The sequence below is a fragment of the Psychromonas sp. MB-3u-54 genome (genome assembly GCF_002836415.1).
GTDB lineage: Bacteria > Pseudomonadota > Gammaproteobacteria > Enterobacterales > Psychromonadaceae > Psychromonas.
In genome coordinates, this window is the sequence record NZ_PJBP01000084.1 from 42,484 (window position 1) to 60,637 (window position 18,154).

Genomic DNA, 18,154 nt, shown 5'->3' on the forward strand with positions numbered 1-18,154 from the left:
CTGAGAGCATAACATTATAGATTCTAAAGCGTTTTTTCTGCGCACTAAGTACCCTGCAAAATAACACGGCAGACACTAACGCAGAAGATATTCGCCGTCGCTGATTATATTAATTTGGCCACAGTAATACAACTCCTCGAGCAATCATCTCAATGGCATAAGTACCGGTAAACAATGCTACCACTCGACCAAAAACCTCTACATAGCGGTTCAACAAGCGCTCATTGCGTTTTTTCAGCGGATCATGTATCAATTTAAAAACAATTATCGACACTAAAGAAAAAGATATTGCAGCAATAACAGCAATAGCCGCATTCGGCGCAGGTAAAGATGAGCCAATAAGTACGCTGGCACTGATTGTTCCCGGCGCAATCATAAACGGCATCGCTATCGAACCGGCTATATGACCGGGGTCTCCGTGTGTCTCTATTAAAATAACTTGACCAGAAAATATTGATTGAATGCCAATCCATAAAAAAATAAGGCCCCCAAATATCAAAAAAGCACCAAAACGCACGTTAAAGATATTTTCAAAAATACCTTCTCCCGCAATCGCGAAGATGACAAATACAATTCCACTTATCACGTGGGCTCGTATCATCACCTTCATAAACTCTCTGAATGACAATTCCCTAATCAAACTGATCAGGTAAATACTGATCAGAAAGGGATTTAGTAATACGAAAAGTATTGAAGAAGCTTTTAACAATTCCATGATTTATTCCAATTGAATCTATTGATATCCCAACAAACGCCTTGCTCACTGGTCTTATATTAGTGTTGTTTTTGCTGCCTTTTATCTTTAGTAAAACGCGACAACTAAATCGCAGCCCGCGAGCAATAATTTTTTAAAAATGAATGAGTACGGAGAGGAGAAAGGTTATAATGCTACTTAGAAGTGTTTTTATGCTGGTTGTAGCCAATAATGGCAGGTTGCTTTTAATTATGTCACTAGATGTCTGTTTTCGAGATAATGTTCAACTAATTCCAAAATAGCGACATCGGCTAATTGCAAGACGTTAAACACTAACCAGAGATGAGGATCATGCTCATACCAGCGTAGTCGAAAAGAGTCAAAGCGATAATCTAAAGCTTTTTCAAAAGTAAGAAGGCTTGGTTTATTTTTTTTCACCAAACTAATGATCTCGTTTAAAATAGGCTCTCTAACTTTCTGATCCATTGCTTTAAACGCATCCAACTTTTTTCCCAAACGGGGCCGTTTATCATACCATCTGTTCATTTCACCCTGCTTAATCTACCTGGACCATTTGTTTTTAAAGTATAAAAAAACAATCATATAAAAACAATATACCCGCATGCCATAGAAAACAAGTATCACATTAAAATAGTAATCAAGGCACATAATGACACCATAAAGCCCTCTGTATTACTCACTTTCAATGAAATACCGCGCGGCCTCCTTCATCTCCAAGCACCTCAAAAGCCCCCCCTTAAAAATCAAATAAATAACATGAAAATAGAAAGTTATTGGCTTATTTATTTAAGGTAAGTATTAACAGAAGTCTGGACCGCTAATTTTTTATTGCTTTACACTTGTCGTCATTTACGCGTGCACAGGATTTAAATCAACATATGCCATGCAGGTTAACAGTACTTTTCCATTGAGCTTATCAATCATCCATTGATTGCGATGCGAAAAAAACTTTCCCGCCATATGCGCACAAAAAGGCTAGGCGACCACAGTCGGCGACCAGAAGGGGAAATACAGTGTTAATAGGGCGTATCGACAAGTAAAATTAATGAACAACGTGAGTGCGTCATACTGACTGCTAAGTGTGTATAAAAAATGGGTTTAAAGCAGGTATGATTGATGTGCCGTTAAAAGGTTTGGCAGTCCTCAACGAGTGTCTTCGGACTTAAATAAGCCTATACACTTTTATAATGCAGTGCTTTTGTAACAAATTTAAAAGTACTACCACAGAGGCGCTGGCCACTACACCGAGTAAAGACGCCTATATAAGTCCCCGTACACAATATAATTATCCCCCCTTTCTATTGAAGGGGATGATGAAATTAGGTCCTCAACACATAATTCAAACTTAAGTCCGAAGACACTAGCCTGACCTCAATGAGCTTTTCTTTTTAAAAATTAGCACTAGCCCAATCACTCAGCTCCACAATTGGTTTTGGAAAACCAATAGAATAAACAAAGCGATTTTCACTGTCTTCAAAAACGCTATTGCTGACACCCAGTAAAACAAATCCTTCTGCTAATAATGCACTTGCATCCTGAGCACACTCAGTTTCAACAATTTTGGTTATTTGAAGAAGAATCTCTTGAGATTTTGTCATTTCCACGTTATCCATGATCACCCTTGTGTATATAACGAGGCTGTAGAATGTCTCCCTTTAGAAGGAAAAACATTTTCCAGCACTTTTATTTCCTTTTGAAACAATAGGTCAAAAAGCGGGGGCTTTCATGAATTTATAAAAAAAAATTATTCTGCAGCCACAATACCTTAATAACCGGCGAAAAAATGATGACTAAGATCAGCAAACGATAGCCCGCTGCATTCCCTTTTGAATAGCTTATCGGCTGTCTTAAAGTGCGTTAAATTCCTCCAGCCATCCTATGAAAGACTGAGATACCTTTTTAACGGTACACAAATCATGGTCAAAAAACCATACGGGTAAATCTGTATTCTGACGCGCACAATCCGTCAGCTTGAAACAAAACATGTTTCCCTTACAATCAGATGCAAACAAAATATGCCCCTTCGGCATACCACTCATTTCATATAACTTGGATAGTGAAAATATATCTTCCAGATTTAAAAAATCTTGTACTTCAGAAAGTTCGGAATTTAAATCACAAATTTTAGTGAGTACATTTGGCGTGTGAAGCAAACCATAGGTAGATATCAAATACTTATATGAGTCAGGCAAAAAAGCATTTAATTTTAATTCAAGCTCTTTAATATCATGGCCCTTTATCGGCAGCATAGCGTTTTTACTGCCCCAGGTTTTTACAAATAGATCAATACTGTTCATTTATCAATTTTCCAAGATGGCTAACGCTTATTGACAGCGTTAGTGATTATTATGTGTTGATTGAAGCCAGAAATCACTGTTCATTAGCAGACGAAAAAATCCGCTCACAAGCCACAGGAATTTTACAAATAAATCAATACTGTTCATTTATCAATTTTCCAAGATGGCTAACGCTTATTGACAGCGTTAGTGATTATTATGTGTTGATTGAAGCCAGAAATCACTGTTCATTAGCAGACGAAAAAATCCGCTCACAAGCCACAGGAATTTTACAAATAAATCAATACTGTTCATTTATCAATTTTCCAAGATGGCTAACGCTTATTGACAGCGTTAGTGATTATTATGTGTTGATTGAAGCCAGAAATCACTGTTCATTAGCAGACGAAAAAATCCGCTCACAAGCCGCAGGAATTTTACAAATAAATCAATACTGTTCATTTATCAATTTTCCAAGACGGCTAACGCTTATTGACAGCGTTAGTGATTATTATGTGTTGATTGAAGCCAGAAATTGCTCTTGATGAGCAGACGAAAAAGTTTAATCGTGAGCCAAAGGAAAATCAGCGGAAACACCAGCGTTTGGAAGATAAACACAACAATAAGATTAATAATATGTTCACTCGCACCCGCTATCTTTTGATCATACTCTCTATATTTCGCGGATAGGTTCATGCTATTAGTTGTTCGTTCATAAAAACGACTAATAGAGCTTAAAATCCCCCCTTGCGATTCATCGGACACCGATGAGCTGTCTCGCGCCTGCAATTCCTGAACATCATTTTCCACATTTTCAAGCACTTCCTGTGAGTTAATATAAGTGGGATTTAGGATTGAACTGTATACGACCTCATTTGCAAGTGTAACTATGGGGATCAAAAATCTTATAAAGATCACCAAAATAGCGGACTTAATCAGGCGATTTCTCCAACCGCTATTCACCAAAATAGAGGTCCATAGACTTATTAGCAGAATACTGCCGGATAAAATCATTAAGTAATTAGCCAGCACAGTAGTGCCTATTTTCAATAGCACAATTTGAGCGCCTAGGGATGTACTTGCCGCCAGTACAATCCAGGAAAATCGTTCTATTAAGTCGTTTGCAGGATCCAATATTTCACCCGGTGTCAATATAACCCCCAGTCCTCCCGGCTCGATCGCAACTTCGGTTCCCTGGACGACTGAGATGACAGCATTAATACCACGGACAACAGCAAAAGTCGTTAATGCATTGCTAAACGAGGTTTCGAGTTTATTTTCTGCAATACTGTCTACGGTGTTTGTGGATCCCAACCCGAGTAGAATAATAATGAGGGCACTCATTATCCAGTTTTTGGATGAATTTTTTGTTACGACATTCATATAGGGTGGACCTTTACCAAGCATCAAGTGAATTTATTTTGCATTATCTACTAACTTCGTAACACATAACACCCTTTTAAGAGACTAAAGATTGTGGTCTAAAAATAGAAACCGGAGTGCTACGCAACAAACTGTCAGGTCTATATTTTTAAACTTTTGTTTCCAGCTCGTAGCTCGCATTTTCAGTAAAACACACACGAAAATCAAAAAATAATCATTTGAATCAATGTTTTATTGTTTTGTTGTGCCAATCATTAATTGCGATTATGATTGCCAAGAGCCCATTCTATATATCATTTTTTTTCATTAACCTAATAAAGGATTTATGTAAAAAAGACAAAAATTTAAATAAATCATGCTTAATTATTAAGGAATATCCCATGAAAAAAGATCAGTACATGAAAAAAGCACAACAAGGTTTTACATTAATTGAGCTGTTAATCGTCATCGCGATTATCGGTATTCTGGCAGCTATTGCGGTGCCGTCTTATAACACTTATTCCAAAAAAGCAAAATTTACAGAGGTAATATTAGCGACTGCATCGACTAAAAGTGCTTTAGAAGTTTGTGCTCAATTTTCATCAACCGCTGTTGGTTGTACCGCAGCTACGGCTGCTGGAACCGCTGCTGCTGCTGCGAATGCCAAGATCACGACTATAGCAGTTACTCTTACGGCATTAGCTCCTGTCATTGTAGCGACTGCGACTACCGCTGTAACGGGGATGGGTTTTGCAGGGACGTACACGTTGACTGGAGTACTAAATGCGACTTATGGTTCAATTACTTGGACTCCAACTTGTGCTCCAGTAACACTATGTAATTAATGACAACCAATAATATCAGTGGCCAGGCTTTCAAGGGTGAAGAAGCTTAATGCAGTGCCATTTAGACTAGAGCTTGTCCAACAAAAGAATAAGTCGATTGCTCACACGACCTGTCCTTAATTAGTTAGGCTCTATTCATTTTCGCCGACAGGTTCACTTGATGTCCCCAGAAACCCACGCCCTTGGGCAAAATAGACGTTAATAGGTTTCTCGTTACGGAGAACGTCGATGACATTTTCGAACATGGCGGAAGGAAGGTGCATCTTAATAATTCCGCCAGCGTTTGTATCGGCTTCAAAGGACATACCAGGATCGTTGAATCGAACCCAAGCAATGGTTTTCCTTGCTGCATCATTCAACTGAATCTGAGCGCGGTTTGTTTGGTAACCATCCGGGCCACCATAAAATAGAACACTGTAACTTGCTACTGAAGCCATCTGCCTTCACCTTAATCATATGATCTGGGTGACAATGATATCTTTAGTTTAAGCGCTTCACCCATTACGCAGAAACCTAACAGCCTATTAACCGGCCTTCTGACTAATAAACCTTTAATTTTTCATTGCCAAAGATTAGACCATAACCGCGTAAAAAACCGCTAGATGACACCTATAATTTCCTATTGATTGGCTTGACTTTGAATATTGGAAAGATCAAGCGGGTGCATTTATCGAGAGACTCACAATGCAAACCATAAAAATAAACTTATTAGTTTCAATGACAAAATTGCGGAGATCCATTGATTGCAATGGCTAGAATTTAATGCAAAGGCTTATAAATATCAGCCCTGATAAGCTGCATTTAAGTGATTTATACCAAACGCATTAATAAAGTGATCCGATTTATTATTTAATAATTGATCATAAATTTAATGGCAGTCTTATTTGAACGTCAACTAGCACGCACTATGACAATAAACGTATAGCTCGTAGGGTGCATTCTCAGATACTAAGCTGTCGCTTATTCGCTGCACCGATTGTCGCTGCCTGCGGTGCATAGAATGCAACCTACCGATAACATCATACGAAATGCATTATCCGATTTACTATTCAAAATCATCCCGGCAGCTTTTTGAGCGTAAATTTTTCCTTTGAAATAACGGATCATAAATTTAATGCGTTTGGTATTATTAAGGCAGCAAGCAAAATCTTATTGAAAAGCAGGTTGAATGGTTCGATGGGCTGAATTTAACGCGTGTTAAAGTACCTCAACGAGCAGAGATGCATAACATGTCATTAAAATACTTTTAAATCAGTTGGTTAATGTAAATATCAATGCAATACATTTTTCTTGGCAATCCAACATTGACCTGTTTGTTCAGCATAGGCGGCTAATTCTTCTAACGACCCAGCGCACCATGATAGTTATTACCAAAATTACTCGCTAGATATCATCATTTCCAAAGAGCATGGTGAGTTTGATGTTGAAATTCGCAGCAATTATGACGGAACCAGCATTGCCGCTAAAGGTAACAATTCTGTCATGTACCCCGCTATTACGAGTGCCGCTAAAAAATTAGATACAGTATTAAAGCACCGCAAAGGTCAATTAAAAGCAGATTTACATGAAAATCACTAGCTGACTGAAACGGATTACGAAACAGAACAAGAAATGAACTTAACTTAACCATACTCGTTCAGTTAACGACCCAGAAACGCAAACCACGCTACGTTTTTTGTTTGGTACGATAAAGAATGATAAAAGCGAAAGCGATGCAGGTTAGATGAGCTAACGATGCCCCCTTTTTTATACCCGTAATCATGGGTGGCTATGTTAATTATGATGTTAATTATGATGTTAATTATGATGTTAATTCATGAGATGAGCTAACCATGCCACCCCTTTTTTATACCCGTAATCATGGGTGGCCATGTTAGTTCATGTCAATTCATGTTACTTTGCCAATGGTAATGGGTGGTTATGTCATTTTTTGAGGCTCGGCCTAGGAGGGTCATGAAAGAAGCCGTTTATTTCACTGCATTACCATTAGGGTTACGAAACAGTGTATTTTAACGATTTATTTAACTCAATTATTTGACAGATGTGGAGCGTCCATATATGTCCAGTAATCCACTGGTTATTTAAAATGTTTCGTTTCACCGTAGAAAATCTGGTTGATTCTGCTTTGGCTTTATAAGTCAAGGCTTTATCTTCCGTTTTTATTACGTTATATTAAAGCAAACTTAGATTCAAATAATAAGTGCATAACTTGAGTAGGTAGAAAAAGCGGTCAGCTGACGATGGGCTAATCCCTTTTTTCTCCGGCAAGAGATGAAAAAATGATGATAAGTCTCATGAGCTCATCGATTCTAAAATCAAGGAAAAATCGGGTTAAGAGCAGATTTCAGATTGGATCCATGAAAACACTTTCTTTAATATTAGCCATGAAACTATCGATCAAATAGAAAGCACAATAGACATTTATTGTGAACAGCTCAAACTTAACTGTCGTTGGCAGTTCAAGTTCGAAAAATTATTTTATATTTATTCACAATATCTTTGAGGTTTATATGGATAATGCGCGCCAATTAGAGCTGAATGCAGAAAGAGAAAAAAACAAGTTATTGTTAAATATTGTGAACAGTATTCCAGAGCCCATTATAGCCAAAGATTGGGAAGGGAACTTTATTTTCGCAAATAAACGTGTCGCTGAACTTTATGGCACTACTCCAGAGGAGATGATTGGAAAAGAAGACTCCTTTTTTACGGGCAATAAAGAACAAGGTCAGTTTTTTAAAGAAAACGTCCAGTCTATTATGCAACGCTTTGAGACTGAAATGGTCTACGAAGATTCTACTGATGCAAGGACAGACGAGATTCGCCATTTCCACTCCTTACAAATCCCCTTTAAAAACAACAATGATGAACTCAACATTGTCATTTTTGCAAAAGATATTACTGAAATCACCGCGCTAAAAAATAGAGCAGAAGCCAATGCCAAGCGTTTGGAACATGTCTTGGAGGTCTCCGGTGAGGGAATGTGGGATTGGAATATACAAACCAATCAGGTGTTTCAGAATCAAAAATGGGCAGAAATCACCGGCGTTAAACATTCAAAAAAATCGTTTTCAGAGTTTCAGGATTGTCTTGTTGAAGAAGATAAAAAATATGTTCTTGCCTCTCTTCAAGCGCTAATCGAAAAAAAAATTCCTTATGATATTGAGTATAGATTTAGGCGCCCTGACGGTAAAGTGATATGGATTTGGGATAGAGGACAGGTTCTTGAGTATGATGATCAGAGCAAGCCGAAGTTATTGGTTGGGATCATGCAGGATATTACAGAGAAAAAATTCAACCAGTCTGAAATCGAGTTAATGGCCTTTTATGATACCTTAACCATGCTTCCCAACCGTGCATTATTGAATGACAGGTTAAACCTTGCGCTTGAGCATAGTAAACGTTTTGAAAAATATGGTGCAGTGCTGTTTCTCGATTTAGATAACTTTAAAACCTTAAATGACTCTTATGGACATCAAGCGGGTGATGATTTATTGGCGATCGTAGCACAACGTATTCAATCGGTTATGCCTAAGGATGATACTGTTGCTCGATTTGGCGGCGATGAATTTGTGATTGTACTTAATGAACTGGATTCTGAGCCGGTCAAAGCGGCCATTAAGGCACAACGTCTTGCTCAGAGCATTCGTCATTCAATCAATCAAAAAATTAATATAAAAATAAGCAATACGGCTTCCGAGATTGATTACTTCATTACCGCAAGTGTCGGTATTACTATTTTTTATGGCCAGGCCAAAGTGCCCTCTGAACTACTTCAGCTTGCGGATTTGGCATTATATCAGGCTAAGAAAAATGGCCGTGATGATTGTGCTATGTTTGACCCTGTGATGCAGAAAAAATTAGATTACAGCACTCGCTTAGATAAAGAGTTGCGGCAGTCTTTGAAACAAAAAGATTTCATGCTCTATTACCAACCCCAATACGATGCCAAGCAAAACCTAGTGTCTGCCGAGGCTTTAATTCGTTGGAGTCATCCAGAATTAGGGCTGGTCAATCCGGGTGATTTTATCAAAGTGGCCGAAGAGTCCAACTTGATATTACCAATTGGTGATTGGGTGTTAAGCGAAGCATGTCAGCAATTAAAAAAATGGCAGTCTGAGCCACAATACCAACACTTGTCCTTATCCGTTAATGTCAGTGCTAAACAGATTTGGCAGAAAAATTTTGTGTCGGGGGTAAAAAGGATTGTGTCTGATTCTGGTATTAATGTGTCTAAATTAAAATTAGAAATTACAGAATCTATTTTATTAAGAGACATAAATGGAACGGCAGAAAAACTTAATGATCTGGTAGCGTTTGGATTAACCTTTTCTTTAGATGATTTTGGAACGGGCTATTCATCGTTGGGCTATTTAAAAAACTTACCCATTGATGAACTTAAAATTGACCAATCCTTTATTCGTGACCTCTTTAATAATAAAACGGATTTAATTATGATCAAATCGATCATCGATTTGGGTAAAAACTTTGGTATTAATGTTGTTGCTGAAGGGGTCGAGACAGAGGCTCATTTTGAAATTCTTAAGAAGTTTGGTTGCGATATTTATCAAGGGTATTATTTCAGTCGTCCTGTTCCTGCTTCAGAGTTTGCCACTTTGATTTAAAATTTAAGTACTTTTCTCCTTTATTGAATTTTATAAGTTTAGGGCCTGTTGACATCTGTTTGAAATTTGCACAGAAAATGGCAATGCCATGTGATTTACTTCACCAAAAACAAATTATAAGATTGCCATGCTTGGAACAATACTCACCAAGGTATTCTTACGCAACAACCATACCGCAACAACCATGCCACCCATTTCTCTAAACAATAACATAGCCTCTTTCAACATTCATTGCGGTAGTCTTTTATAGTTATTCAAAGTTATAAATTAAAATTTTTTCAATTTATAACTACTGACGTTTGGCATTTTTGGAGGCATACATATTAATATCTGCTGTATTTAACATCTCTTCAACTGTACCAGAAGATTTTAGCTGACTGATACCCGTACTAATTCCTACCATGAATGTTAACTCATTAATCTCCATCGGTTTTACGACTTCAGACTCAATTCGATGACTAACAGCTTCCAGATCAGATAGGGGAAAGTCACCGTAAACCAATACAATAAACTCATCGCCACCCATTCTAAAAATGTAATCATCTGTCCGCAGAAGGTTTGAAATACGATTAACCACTAGCTGTAAGACCTTATCACCGCACAAGTGGCCATAATTATCATTAATCGGTTTAAAATCATCTAAATCCATAGAGATAAAGGAAAAATTCACTTTTTTCCTGACCAATTTATCGGTTAAATCTTGCAGTCCGATTCGATCGTACGCTCCGGTTAACCCATCAAAATAGGCGTGTTTAAATAGAAAATTCTGATAGTTATGTCGAAAAGTATAAATACGGTAAAAGACAACGCCACTGAGTAAAATCAAGCTGAGTATAACAAGCAGCATTAAGAAATAACCTATCCTCATAGGGCCTAAATCTTTTAGAACTTCATCCTGAGGCAAAAATGACACCATTTTCCAGAGAGGCGTTATCGGCACTTCACCACCTAATACTGAAGGATCTCCCTTGTATTTTTCATTTTGTTGAGTATCCATAAATTTGATAGTGTTATAGCTATAAATACCTTCATCTAAAACAATTCTGCCTGAGTCTTGGGTTTGCATTGCAGCCCACACATCGGGATAAAGAGTTTCAAACTTCAAATCCTGTTTATCTGCAAACATAAACCCCCATTGTTGCTCTTTTTGAGGGGACTTAAGCCAGTAACCGTCACTATTTAGCAGCGTTAAGCTCACTCGTTTACTGGTATAACTTTCTAAAACATTCATTATTCTTTGGGCTTTATAATTGATAATCACCATTGAGTGCAGTGTGTCTTTCAAATAAACGGGTATGATAAAACGCATCATCGGCTGAAAGGGCGCTTCAATTTGACCATGCTCCATTTTCAAATCCAGCGGACTGACATAGACTTGGCCAGCTTTAAGCTCACGACCTATTTGATAATAATAGCGATTGGACTTATTTTGTAAATTATCCGGTTTAATAACCTCAGAACCCGAGTCTAACTGATTAATCCGTACCCTTTCCTGCCCGTTCGCATCCAAAACTCTTAACGTTTCATAGCTATTGTGAACCTGACTCATTGCCAACATCATTTGCTCAGTGTGTGCATAGGCTGTACTTGGCAAATCGTTGAAAAAATGTTTTTGCATAGTCGCAAGGAACAAGGCGTCTGTTAGGATGTCTTGAATTATAAGTTTCAAGTCTCCGACAATCGATGCTGATTTAGAAGAGGGCTTCAACTCTATGGACTCAATAAAACTTTGCCTTTCTTGCTGATAGTAGTGCCAAGAGATGGCCGAAGTACTAAGGATAGAAAATAAGAAAATAATGAACAGAATTAATTTCACGCGACTTAGATGCTTTTCCGGTCGATCTGTGTGACGTGATATTGGGATAGGATTGTTCATAAACACGATATAGAAACAGCCTTCTACGTTAAGATATATTTTAAGAATATCCTTTATGTTTATCCAAGTCCAATAGATAAATAGAGTAAAAGTTTTGAGGCGATGTATGGACTCCACAACGCTAGCAATTAGCCTAGCGTTACGGTAACCATTAAGGAGATCATATAATGTTGAAATCTAATATCATCGGAATCGATTTAGCTAAAATATTATTCAAATTTTCCATATCAGTAAACATGGTGAGTTAATCAGTAATAAGGCAGTTAGCCGCCAAAAACTAAAACAGATCCTAGCACTCAGAAACCTGCGGTTGTTGCAATTGAAGGCTGTGGCAGTAGCCATTATTGGGGGCGATATGCGGAGGAAGTTGGCCATGATGTACGGATCATTATCCCTAAAAAAGTAAAAGGTTTTTTACAAGGTCATAAAACGGATGCGAACGATGCTTTCGCCATTGCCAACGCATCGCTACAGATAGGGTTAAAAACAAGCAAGCCTAAAAGTGAAGAACAGCAAACCCTACAAACATTAGAAACCAGCCGGCTGTTTTTATCTCGTCGCATTACATCTTTGAGCAACCATCTACGAGCATTTTGATATGAATATGGCATTGTCAGTTCTGTTGGCGTTAATACGACCGCATCTTAGTGTTTATGAAAAATCATATTGTAAAATACGTGGAGTCCATATACGCCCCATTTATAGTCAGATATTAGTGACTCGAAAACTAATATTTAAAGCCTACCAATCAAAATGATCCGTTCCTATAAAATTATTTAAAACACCTATACTAGTTTTTGCAAATCATAAATACTTTAAGTTAAGATAATAGGCTAATTATCTATAATGGTTGCTTCCTATTGAATAATTACAAATTACTACCAGCCCTGAATTCAATACTACAAACGCGAAACCTTACTGAAAGCGCTAGAGATTTAAACGTGACTCAGTCGGCAATGAGCAAAACATTGAATCAAATTCGTCTGGCATTTCATGACAAAATTGTTATCCGTGAGGGCAAACAGTTTGTACTTACGGAACGGGGTGAAGAACTAAAGCGAGAACTGCCCGCACTGATATTGCAATTGGACAATCTATATTTGCCGAATTCGATGGAGCCAAGTAGTTGCCAACGAAAATTTACGTTTGCATCCAGTGATTATGTCGCCCAGGCCATTCTGCCATCGATTACTCGCAACATGGAACGGGAAGCTCCCAATGCCAGCATCGAATACCAGCTGTGGCAGAAAGATCAGTTAGCAGAATTGGCGGATACCCCACTTGATCTGGTCTCTACCATGACCAAGTTAATACCAGAAAATTTACACGGCAAGATGATGGCTGAAGATCAGCTTGTAACTGTATTTCGCTCTTCTCATTCTCTGTCAAGCAGCGATATGTCGGTCAGCAGTTATTGTAATGCCCGGCATATTTTAATTAGCGGAGGGGGTGACAAAGATAGCCCTGTTGATACCGCCCTATCCTCTATCGGTAAACAAAGAAACATATTTGCTAAGGTCCCTTTTTTCCAATCGGCCATCGAATTGCTACTGCAAACCGACACCATATTAACAACACCGCTGCATATTGCAGCGGATTTTGCTCAACGTTATGATTTACAGATCAGAGCGTTGCCAATTACAATTGAACCGCAGCAATATTACCTGCTTTGGCATGCCAAGCATCATCATAATTCCGAACATAAGTGGTTTCGAGAGTTATGTTATCCATGGCTTAAAAAGCATCTTGAGCTAACGATCAGACAAGGCATGAAATTACTTCATGCTAACAAGTAGAAATATCAATTTCTGTTCATGCATGAAGCCCGTTAAGATAAGCACTCTTTCTTAATACAGACTCTTTAAAGGAGAATAAAATGGAATTCACTGCATGGATTTCCCTGGCCTCAATTTGTTTAATGGGGGCAATGACCCCGGGTCCAAGCCTCTTTGTAGTCTTAAAACACACGGTTGCCGGTGGAAGAATTAACGGTGTGTTGACAAGTATTGCTCACGGGATTGGAGTTGCAATGTATGCCACATTGACAGTCATTGGATTGGCAATAATCATTGAATCAACACCCTGGCTTTTTAACTTGATTAAGTACGCAGGTGTTATTTTGCTAATTTGGTTAGCTTACAAAGCATTAACCTCTAAATCATCGCTTGCTAAAATAATCACGCAGAAAACAAAGGTAACAATGCGGGAAAGTTTTTGGGAAGGCTTGATAATAGCTTTTTTTAACCCAAAACTGGCGGTGTTTTTTTTGGCACTGTTTAGTCAGTTTGTCGAAACGCAGGCCAGTTGGCAACAAAATCTTATTATGGTAGTTACAGTTGGTGGCATAGATACCCTGTGGTATTGCCTTATTGCTATAGTCTTATCGCAGTCTGCCATATTGACTAAATTAAAAAACAACGTCCATATTGTTGAAAAAGCCACTGGAGTTGCGTTATTGGTCGTTGCTGCTCGTATTGCTTTCTAAAGAGAAAGAGGGAAGAAACAGTGGTTAGGGAACGAATTTAAGCCGCAAAGCGTTTTGTAGCACGATACGCCTTAGAAAGCAGACACGCAAACGCCCCCAACATAAGTTATGGGAATTCTTCAGGGAAGATATTTAAGAACAACGATCCTAGCTCGCGGGAAGAAAGCGAGCAACAACCATGAGCAACAACCATGCCACCCATTTCTCTAAACAATAACATAGCCTCTTTCAACATTCATTGCGGTAGTCTTTTATCGTTATTCAAACGTATAAATTAAAACTTTTTCATTTTATACGGCTTTAGATGGTGAAATATGAGGAATATGACCGTTTTAAACCAGCAAAAGAAGCTTAATATTAATAAATCGAGAGATGACTTATACCAATCCGCATAAGTAAATGGTCTAAAATTGCGCAGGAAAAAGTAATGATAGCAAGACGTTTGATTGAGCAATAGCTGGCTATTGGGATTGAAAACAACGACGCTAGCGTTAATTTTAACAAGTAAGATAGGTCAGATATTTATGCGGATTGGTATTGCAGGTAGTTGAAGAATTAAACTTTAAGCACACAACCAGCGAGGCAGTTTGCTGCACCGTGGCGTTGCTTTCGGTCTAAATGTTCACAATATTCAGTGAATGCCGGTAAGGCACCCACCGCCCCTTTAAATAAATGACCAAATTCGCGAGTGATTTTAAGCCAGTTTTCTGCAGGAATATTGAGTCTATTGAGGATATCTTGACTGTTTGAACTAATGGCACCGCACTTATCTTCTCGTATAATTCGACCGGTATCTTTAACAAGCACAATGTAATCCTTCACACTGAACATCAGCCCGTCAGGTATATTCAGTCGTTCATTACCTACAAACGGCAGTCATTCTGCTGGTTGCTCACCTTTTATGGCTGAGTGAATTCTTCGCTGGATGCTGGTGTGATCGGAGGTTTCAGGGCTTGTCGCTATTTTGGCACGAATAGGGTTTAAATCAACATACGCCATACAAGCTAATACGGCTGCTTCATCAAGTAGTGCCTGGGATTTAAAGCGCCCTTCCCACTCATTTATAAGGAATAAATGAGAACAGCTTTAGCTGGCCCGAAGGGTGAGCGCCATGGATGGCAGCGAATAAAATCTGCCGGTACAGCTATCTTCTTTGTTCGCCTGGCTGGCAATAGGCTCACTGAGTGAACGCATAAACCAACTAATGTCGATTAAGCGATGACGATATTCGCTAATGCACTCATTAACGGTTTTGAGCTCAAATTCATTAAGGTCTTCACCTTTAAAAAAATTCTGGGTCAGTAACGATTATGGTTTCTTGCGGGGTAACGCGAAGAAGTTACGACGACGCATACAATTATTGCTCATCACCACTTATCACTGGATACCCCCCGTGAGTAAACCGAGTAAAAAAGCGATAAGAGTTTGCCCATGCTGCCAGCATGAAATGAAGTGTGTTGGGGTGACGCGACCGACCTAGCCGCAAGGCAATAATATAAGGATAATGGCCACCACTAAATAACAGGAGTCGATGCCAATAACAAGCTAACAAAAATGCTAACATATTGATAAGGTTGAACGCTCACCCCTATCCCAGCCTCACTCGCCTTTAAAAAAGCAACAAGGCGAAACACCAGCCAATACAGATCCCACAATTTACTATAAATAAGTAGGCACGGGCTTGTTCAACAACCAGATAAGGTGTCGGCTGCGCGACACCTATCCTTATTTGTTAGCTTTTAATTCTACTCTCAGTGAATCTAGAGCCGGAAAAATTTCACTATATCCTAAGAAGCAAGACCTTGTTCCTTTTATATCAAACGCATAACGCCAATGCTCAAAGGCTTTGTAGGAAAGAGCTAAAAGTGATGCAGGATTCCATTTTATGTCTAAGCCAGTTTCTTCTTTTATTTGTTTAGCTATAGGTTTAGACCAAGCTGAATCTTTATATAGCTTTTTATAAGCAGTATTGATTTTCTTTTTGTTCGGTGCAGATATCTGTTCATACAGTTTTCCTAGATCATGCCCTCTGATCCATATATCACGTTCATAATAAAGAACAGCCTTCAAAAGCATTTCTAAACAAAGAGAAGCATTTACAATATACGCGTCATAGAAATCTGAATTCGGTCCTTCACTACATAACGTATAAGCCCAAATTGAATCAGGTTTAGTGATTATAGAAGGAAAGTAGACTAACTCCTCTTCTGGTAAATTAGAGGCTTTCGCAGCTAAAATTCGTGTTACGTTCGCAAAGCGCTCAATACTCTTTTCAACGTGCTCAATTTTAATTTCCATCAAACCTCATTTAAAAGCTAACAGCTTTATAAGCATCACTATGCACGAACAGCCACAACACCTATCTCAGAACAAACAATCATAACAATATCTATTTAATCTCACAAAATCAATATTTTAAGTAAAAGTTCAGTGAATTTCTAATTTGAGATAGGTGTTAAGCTGCCACCTATCCCATTTCAAAACATATCCTAACCTGTTAATTTATAAACTAAATTCAGCAACCCTCTAATATAACCTGCAGGGTGATACCTATCACTGGGAGACAGTTCAAATAGCATCCTAACAAATCTACGGGGTGACCCTCGGATAAGTTCCTGTCACGCTGGTATGTAAGTTTTCCTGAGCGATTTTAAGCAAGTATCAAGTACGTGAAAATCATGCTTCAAGTGGTTATATAAGGTGCTACAGAAGTGGAAACTCGAAGGAGGTTATGCTTAACTTAAATTTGAGCATCTTGTGCAAAACAATAAATGAGCAACAAGCAGATTAACTATTTAATTGAGTGACTGACATGACAAAAAGACTTTTTTTGGGTATCGCATTGAACAAACAACAGACTCAACAGCTATCGACACTGCAGGCAAACTTCGACTCAGCAGTCAGGCAAGTCCCTGCGACAAATTTACACATGACCTTACTATTTTTTGGGCAAGTCGACGCTAAAACTCAGCAGCAACTCGAGGAGCAGATTTCTCTGATGGATAAACCCAAGTTCAACCTGACGCTTGATAAATTAGCACATTGGGCAAAGCCAAAAATACTCTGCCTGACGGGTAAAATTGATGATCCGGCCTTATTAAAACTTGCTGAAAACTGCTCAGCACTAGCATCTAAATTCAAATTTTATAAAGATGAAAATCCTTTCACGCCCCATATTACACTGGCACGAAAAGCCAAACATTTACCCGAAAATATGGCAACCTCAGTGGACATTCAACCGCTTTTGTTAACGCCTAAGACTATCCATCTGTTTCATTCCCAAAGCACAATAGAGGGAGTTAAATATCAAATTGTGCGTTCATGGAACCTGCAATAGCAGGAACTGCTGACATAATTGCGCAAATTAAGTTATTATTCCCACCCCCTCTACCCAGCCAACGAACAGGTTTTATGAACAATCCAGAGATTACTAAAACACAGCTGATTACCCTACTGAACAATTGGGGTGAAGGCAAAATATCATCGCTGCAACTGCAAGACTGGATGATTACATTTTACGATCCACCGGAAGTCAGCATTGGGTCTACCGAGCCCGAGTGGACGCAGTTAGCAATGAATATCATTATGAATGAGTATGAAATAGCTAAAATTAAGAAGTATCGTGTTGAAAATTATGCCCTGGCCATTGCTTTTGCCGAATGTACCGAGAAAACGTTCAATCAAAGTAAATATCTTTTTCTTTATGATGGTTTTTCTGACTAATATCAAAAGCATTAAGTTTATGATCACTTGCTGCAAAGGAAAAATTGATACTTATAAAGCCGCCGTGATGATATTGAAGAGTAAATCGGATCACTTAATTAATGCCTTTGGTATAATCGGTGCGCGGAGCGCACCCTAGGGTACAAGAAAGGTCTTGAGCCCATTAATTTTCAGCGCGCCTAATTCCAAAATAAATCAAATTTCGATCTTAATTAAAAGGTTTAAATATTCATTTAAATCAAAAGGTTAA

At 38.4% G+C, this 18,154-nt stretch carries 15 protein-coding genes and 4 pseudogenes; 10 read left to right on the forward strand and 9 right to left on the reverse strand.

The features are described 5' to 3' along the window. Nucleotides 1-109: 109 nt before the first annotated feature. The 4 genes from CXF72_RS00845 to CXF72_RS00860 all read right to left on the reverse strand — a co-directional run bounded on the left by CXF72_RS00845 (nucleotide 110) and on the right by CXF72_RS00860 (nucleotide 3,012). Nucleotides 110-715: a MarC family protein gene (locus CXF72_RS00845; RefSeq protein ID WP_101036109.1), complete on the reverse strand. Its 606-nt coding sequence runs from the start codon at nucleotides 713-715 to the stop codon at nucleotides 110-112. A gap of 228 nt (nucleotides 716-943) precedes the next feature. Beyond that, nucleotides 944-1,240, reverse strand: a complete 297-nt coding sequence (locus CXF72_RS00850) for a hypothetical protein (protein ID WP_101036110.1) — start codon at nucleotides 1,238-1,240, stop codon at nucleotides 944-946. Nucleotides 1,241-2,103: 863 nt separating this feature from the next. Then, the gene (locus CXF72_RS00855) at nucleotides 2,104-2,313 is read right to left on the reverse strand and encodes a hypothetical protein (RefSeq protein ID WP_232784838.1); all 210 of its coding nucleotides are present in this window, start codon (nucleotides 2,311-2,313) and stop codon (nucleotides 2,104-2,106) included. Nucleotides 2,314-2,562: 249 nt separating this feature from the next. Next, on the reverse strand, nucleotides 2,563-3,012 hold the full coding sequence (locus CXF72_RS00860) for an SMI1/KNR4 family protein (protein WP_101036112.1): 450 nt from the start codon (nucleotides 3,010-3,012) through the stop codon (nucleotides 2,563-2,565). A 53-nt stretch (nucleotides 3,013-3,065) separates the two neighbouring features. Here CXF72_RS00860 and CXF72_RS19195 point away from each other — a divergent pair, with 53 nt between their 5' ends. Continuing rightward, nucleotides 3,066-3,536 carry a hypothetical protein gene (locus tag CXF72_RS19195; RefSeq protein ID WP_157823161.1) on the forward strand — a complete coding sequence of 157 codons (471 nt, stop codon included), beginning with the start codon at nucleotides 3,066-3,068 and terminating at the stop codon, nucleotides 3,534-3,536. Here the strand turns inward: CXF72_RS19195 and CXF72_RS00865 are convergent. Next, nucleotides 3,493-4,374, reverse strand: coding sequence for a hypothetical protein (locus tag CXF72_RS00865; protein WP_101036113.1), 882 nt, complete (start codon nucleotides 4,372-4,374; stop codon nucleotides 3,493-3,495). The two genes, CXF72_RS19195 and CXF72_RS00865, sit on opposite strands and share 44 nt — an antisense overlap. Before the next feature lie 380 nt (nucleotides 4,375-4,754). Here CXF72_RS00865 and CXF72_RS00870 point away from each other — a divergent pair, with 380 nt between their 5' ends. Next, on the forward strand, nucleotides 4,755-5,198 hold the full coding sequence (locus tag CXF72_RS00870) for a pilin (RefSeq protein ID WP_269801133.1): 444 nt from the start codon (nucleotides 4,755-4,757) through the stop codon (nucleotides 5,196-5,198). A gap of 131 nt (nucleotides 5,199-5,329) precedes the next feature. Here the strand turns inward: CXF72_RS00870 and CXF72_RS00875 are convergent, their stop codons facing one another. Then, nucleotides 5,330-5,635, reverse strand: coding sequence for a hypothetical protein (locus CXF72_RS00875; protein ID WP_101036114.1), 306 nt, complete (start codon nucleotides 5,633-5,635; stop codon nucleotides 5,330-5,332). A 940-nt stretch (nucleotides 5,636-6,575) separates the two neighbouring features. Here CXF72_RS00875 and CXF72_RS00880 point away from each other — a divergent pair. Both CXF72_RS00880 and CXF72_RS00885 read left to right on the forward strand, forming a co-directional pair. Further along, nucleotides 6,576-6,776, forward strand: a pseudogene (locus CXF72_RS00880) (HPF/RaiA family ribosome-associated protein); the annotation flags it as partial. A 932-nt stretch (nucleotides 6,777-7,708) separates the two neighbouring features. Continuing rightward, nucleotides 7,709-9,820, forward strand: a complete 2,112-nt coding sequence (locus CXF72_RS00885) for a sensor domain-containing protein (protein ID WP_157823162.1) — start codon at nucleotides 7,709-7,711, stop codon at nucleotides 9,818-9,820. 289 nt (nucleotides 9,821-10,109) lie between these two features. Here CXF72_RS00885 and CXF72_RS00890 read toward each other — a convergent pair whose 3' ends face one another. Continuing rightward, on the reverse strand, nucleotides 10,110-11,696 hold the full coding sequence (locus tag CXF72_RS00890; RefSeq protein WP_101036116.1) for a GGDEF domain-containing protein: 1,587 nt from the start codon (nucleotides 11,694-11,696) through the stop codon (nucleotides 10,110-10,112). 167 nt (nucleotides 11,697-11,863) lie between these two features. On the opposite strand from CXF72_RS00890, the pseudogene CXF72_RS20155 reads away from it, so the two are divergent. The 3 genes and pseudogenes from CXF72_RS20155 to CXF72_RS00905 form a co-directional block, all read left to right on the forward strand. Then, nucleotides 11,864-12,290 (forward strand): annotated as a pseudogene (locus CXF72_RS20155) (IS110 family transposase); the annotation flags it as partial. Nucleotides 12,291-12,556: 266 nt separating this feature from the next. Continuing rightward, a complete protein-coding gene (locus CXF72_RS00900) occupies nucleotides 12,557-13,492 on the forward strand; it encodes a LysR family transcriptional regulator (RefSeq protein WP_198552459.1) in 936 nt (311 codons plus the stop codon). Between the two features lie 80 nt (nucleotides 13,493-13,572). Continuing rightward, complete coding sequence (locus CXF72_RS00905; RefSeq protein WP_101036118.1) at nucleotides 13,573-14,181, forward strand: LysE family translocator; 609 nt, start codon at nucleotides 13,573-13,575, stop codon at nucleotides 14,179-14,181. 555 nt (nucleotides 14,182-14,736) lie between these two features. On the opposite strand, the pseudogene CXF72_RS19695 reads toward CXF72_RS00905, so the two are convergent. Beyond that, nucleotides 14,737-15,483 (reverse strand): annotated as a pseudogene (locus CXF72_RS19695) (hypothetical protein); the annotation flags it as partial. 4 nt (nucleotides 15,484-15,487) lie between these two features. Here CXF72_RS19695 and CXF72_RS20160 point away from each other — a divergent pair. Then, a pseudogene (locus tag CXF72_RS20160) lies at nucleotides 15,488-15,661 on the forward strand (IS91 family transposase); the annotation flags it as partial. A 245-nt stretch (nucleotides 15,662-15,906) separates the two neighbouring features. Here CXF72_RS20160 and CXF72_RS00920 read toward each other — a convergent pair. Then, nucleotides 15,907-16,479 (reverse strand): hypothetical protein, encoded by a 573-nt coding sequence (locus tag CXF72_RS00920; protein ID WP_101036119.1) that lies wholly within the window; start codon nucleotides 16,477-16,479, stop codon nucleotides 15,907-15,909. Between the two features lie 514 nt (nucleotides 16,480-16,993). Here CXF72_RS00920 and thpR point away from each other — a divergent pair. Both thpR and CXF72_RS00930 read left to right on the forward strand, forming a co-directional pair. Further along, on the forward strand, nucleotides 16,994-17,518 hold the full coding sequence (gene thpR / locus CXF72_RS00925) for an RNA 2',3'-cyclic phosphodiesterase (protein WP_101036120.1): 525 nt from the start codon (nucleotides 16,994-16,996) through the stop codon (nucleotides 17,516-17,518). Continuing rightward, complete coding sequence (locus CXF72_RS00930) at nucleotides 17,503-17,904, forward strand: hypothetical protein (RefSeq protein ID WP_332870216.1); 402 nt, start codon at nucleotides 17,503-17,505, stop codon at nucleotides 17,902-17,904. Before thpR ends, CXF72_RS00930 begins: the two co-directional genes overlap by 16 nt. Nucleotides 17,905-18,154 lie beyond the last annotated feature (250 nt).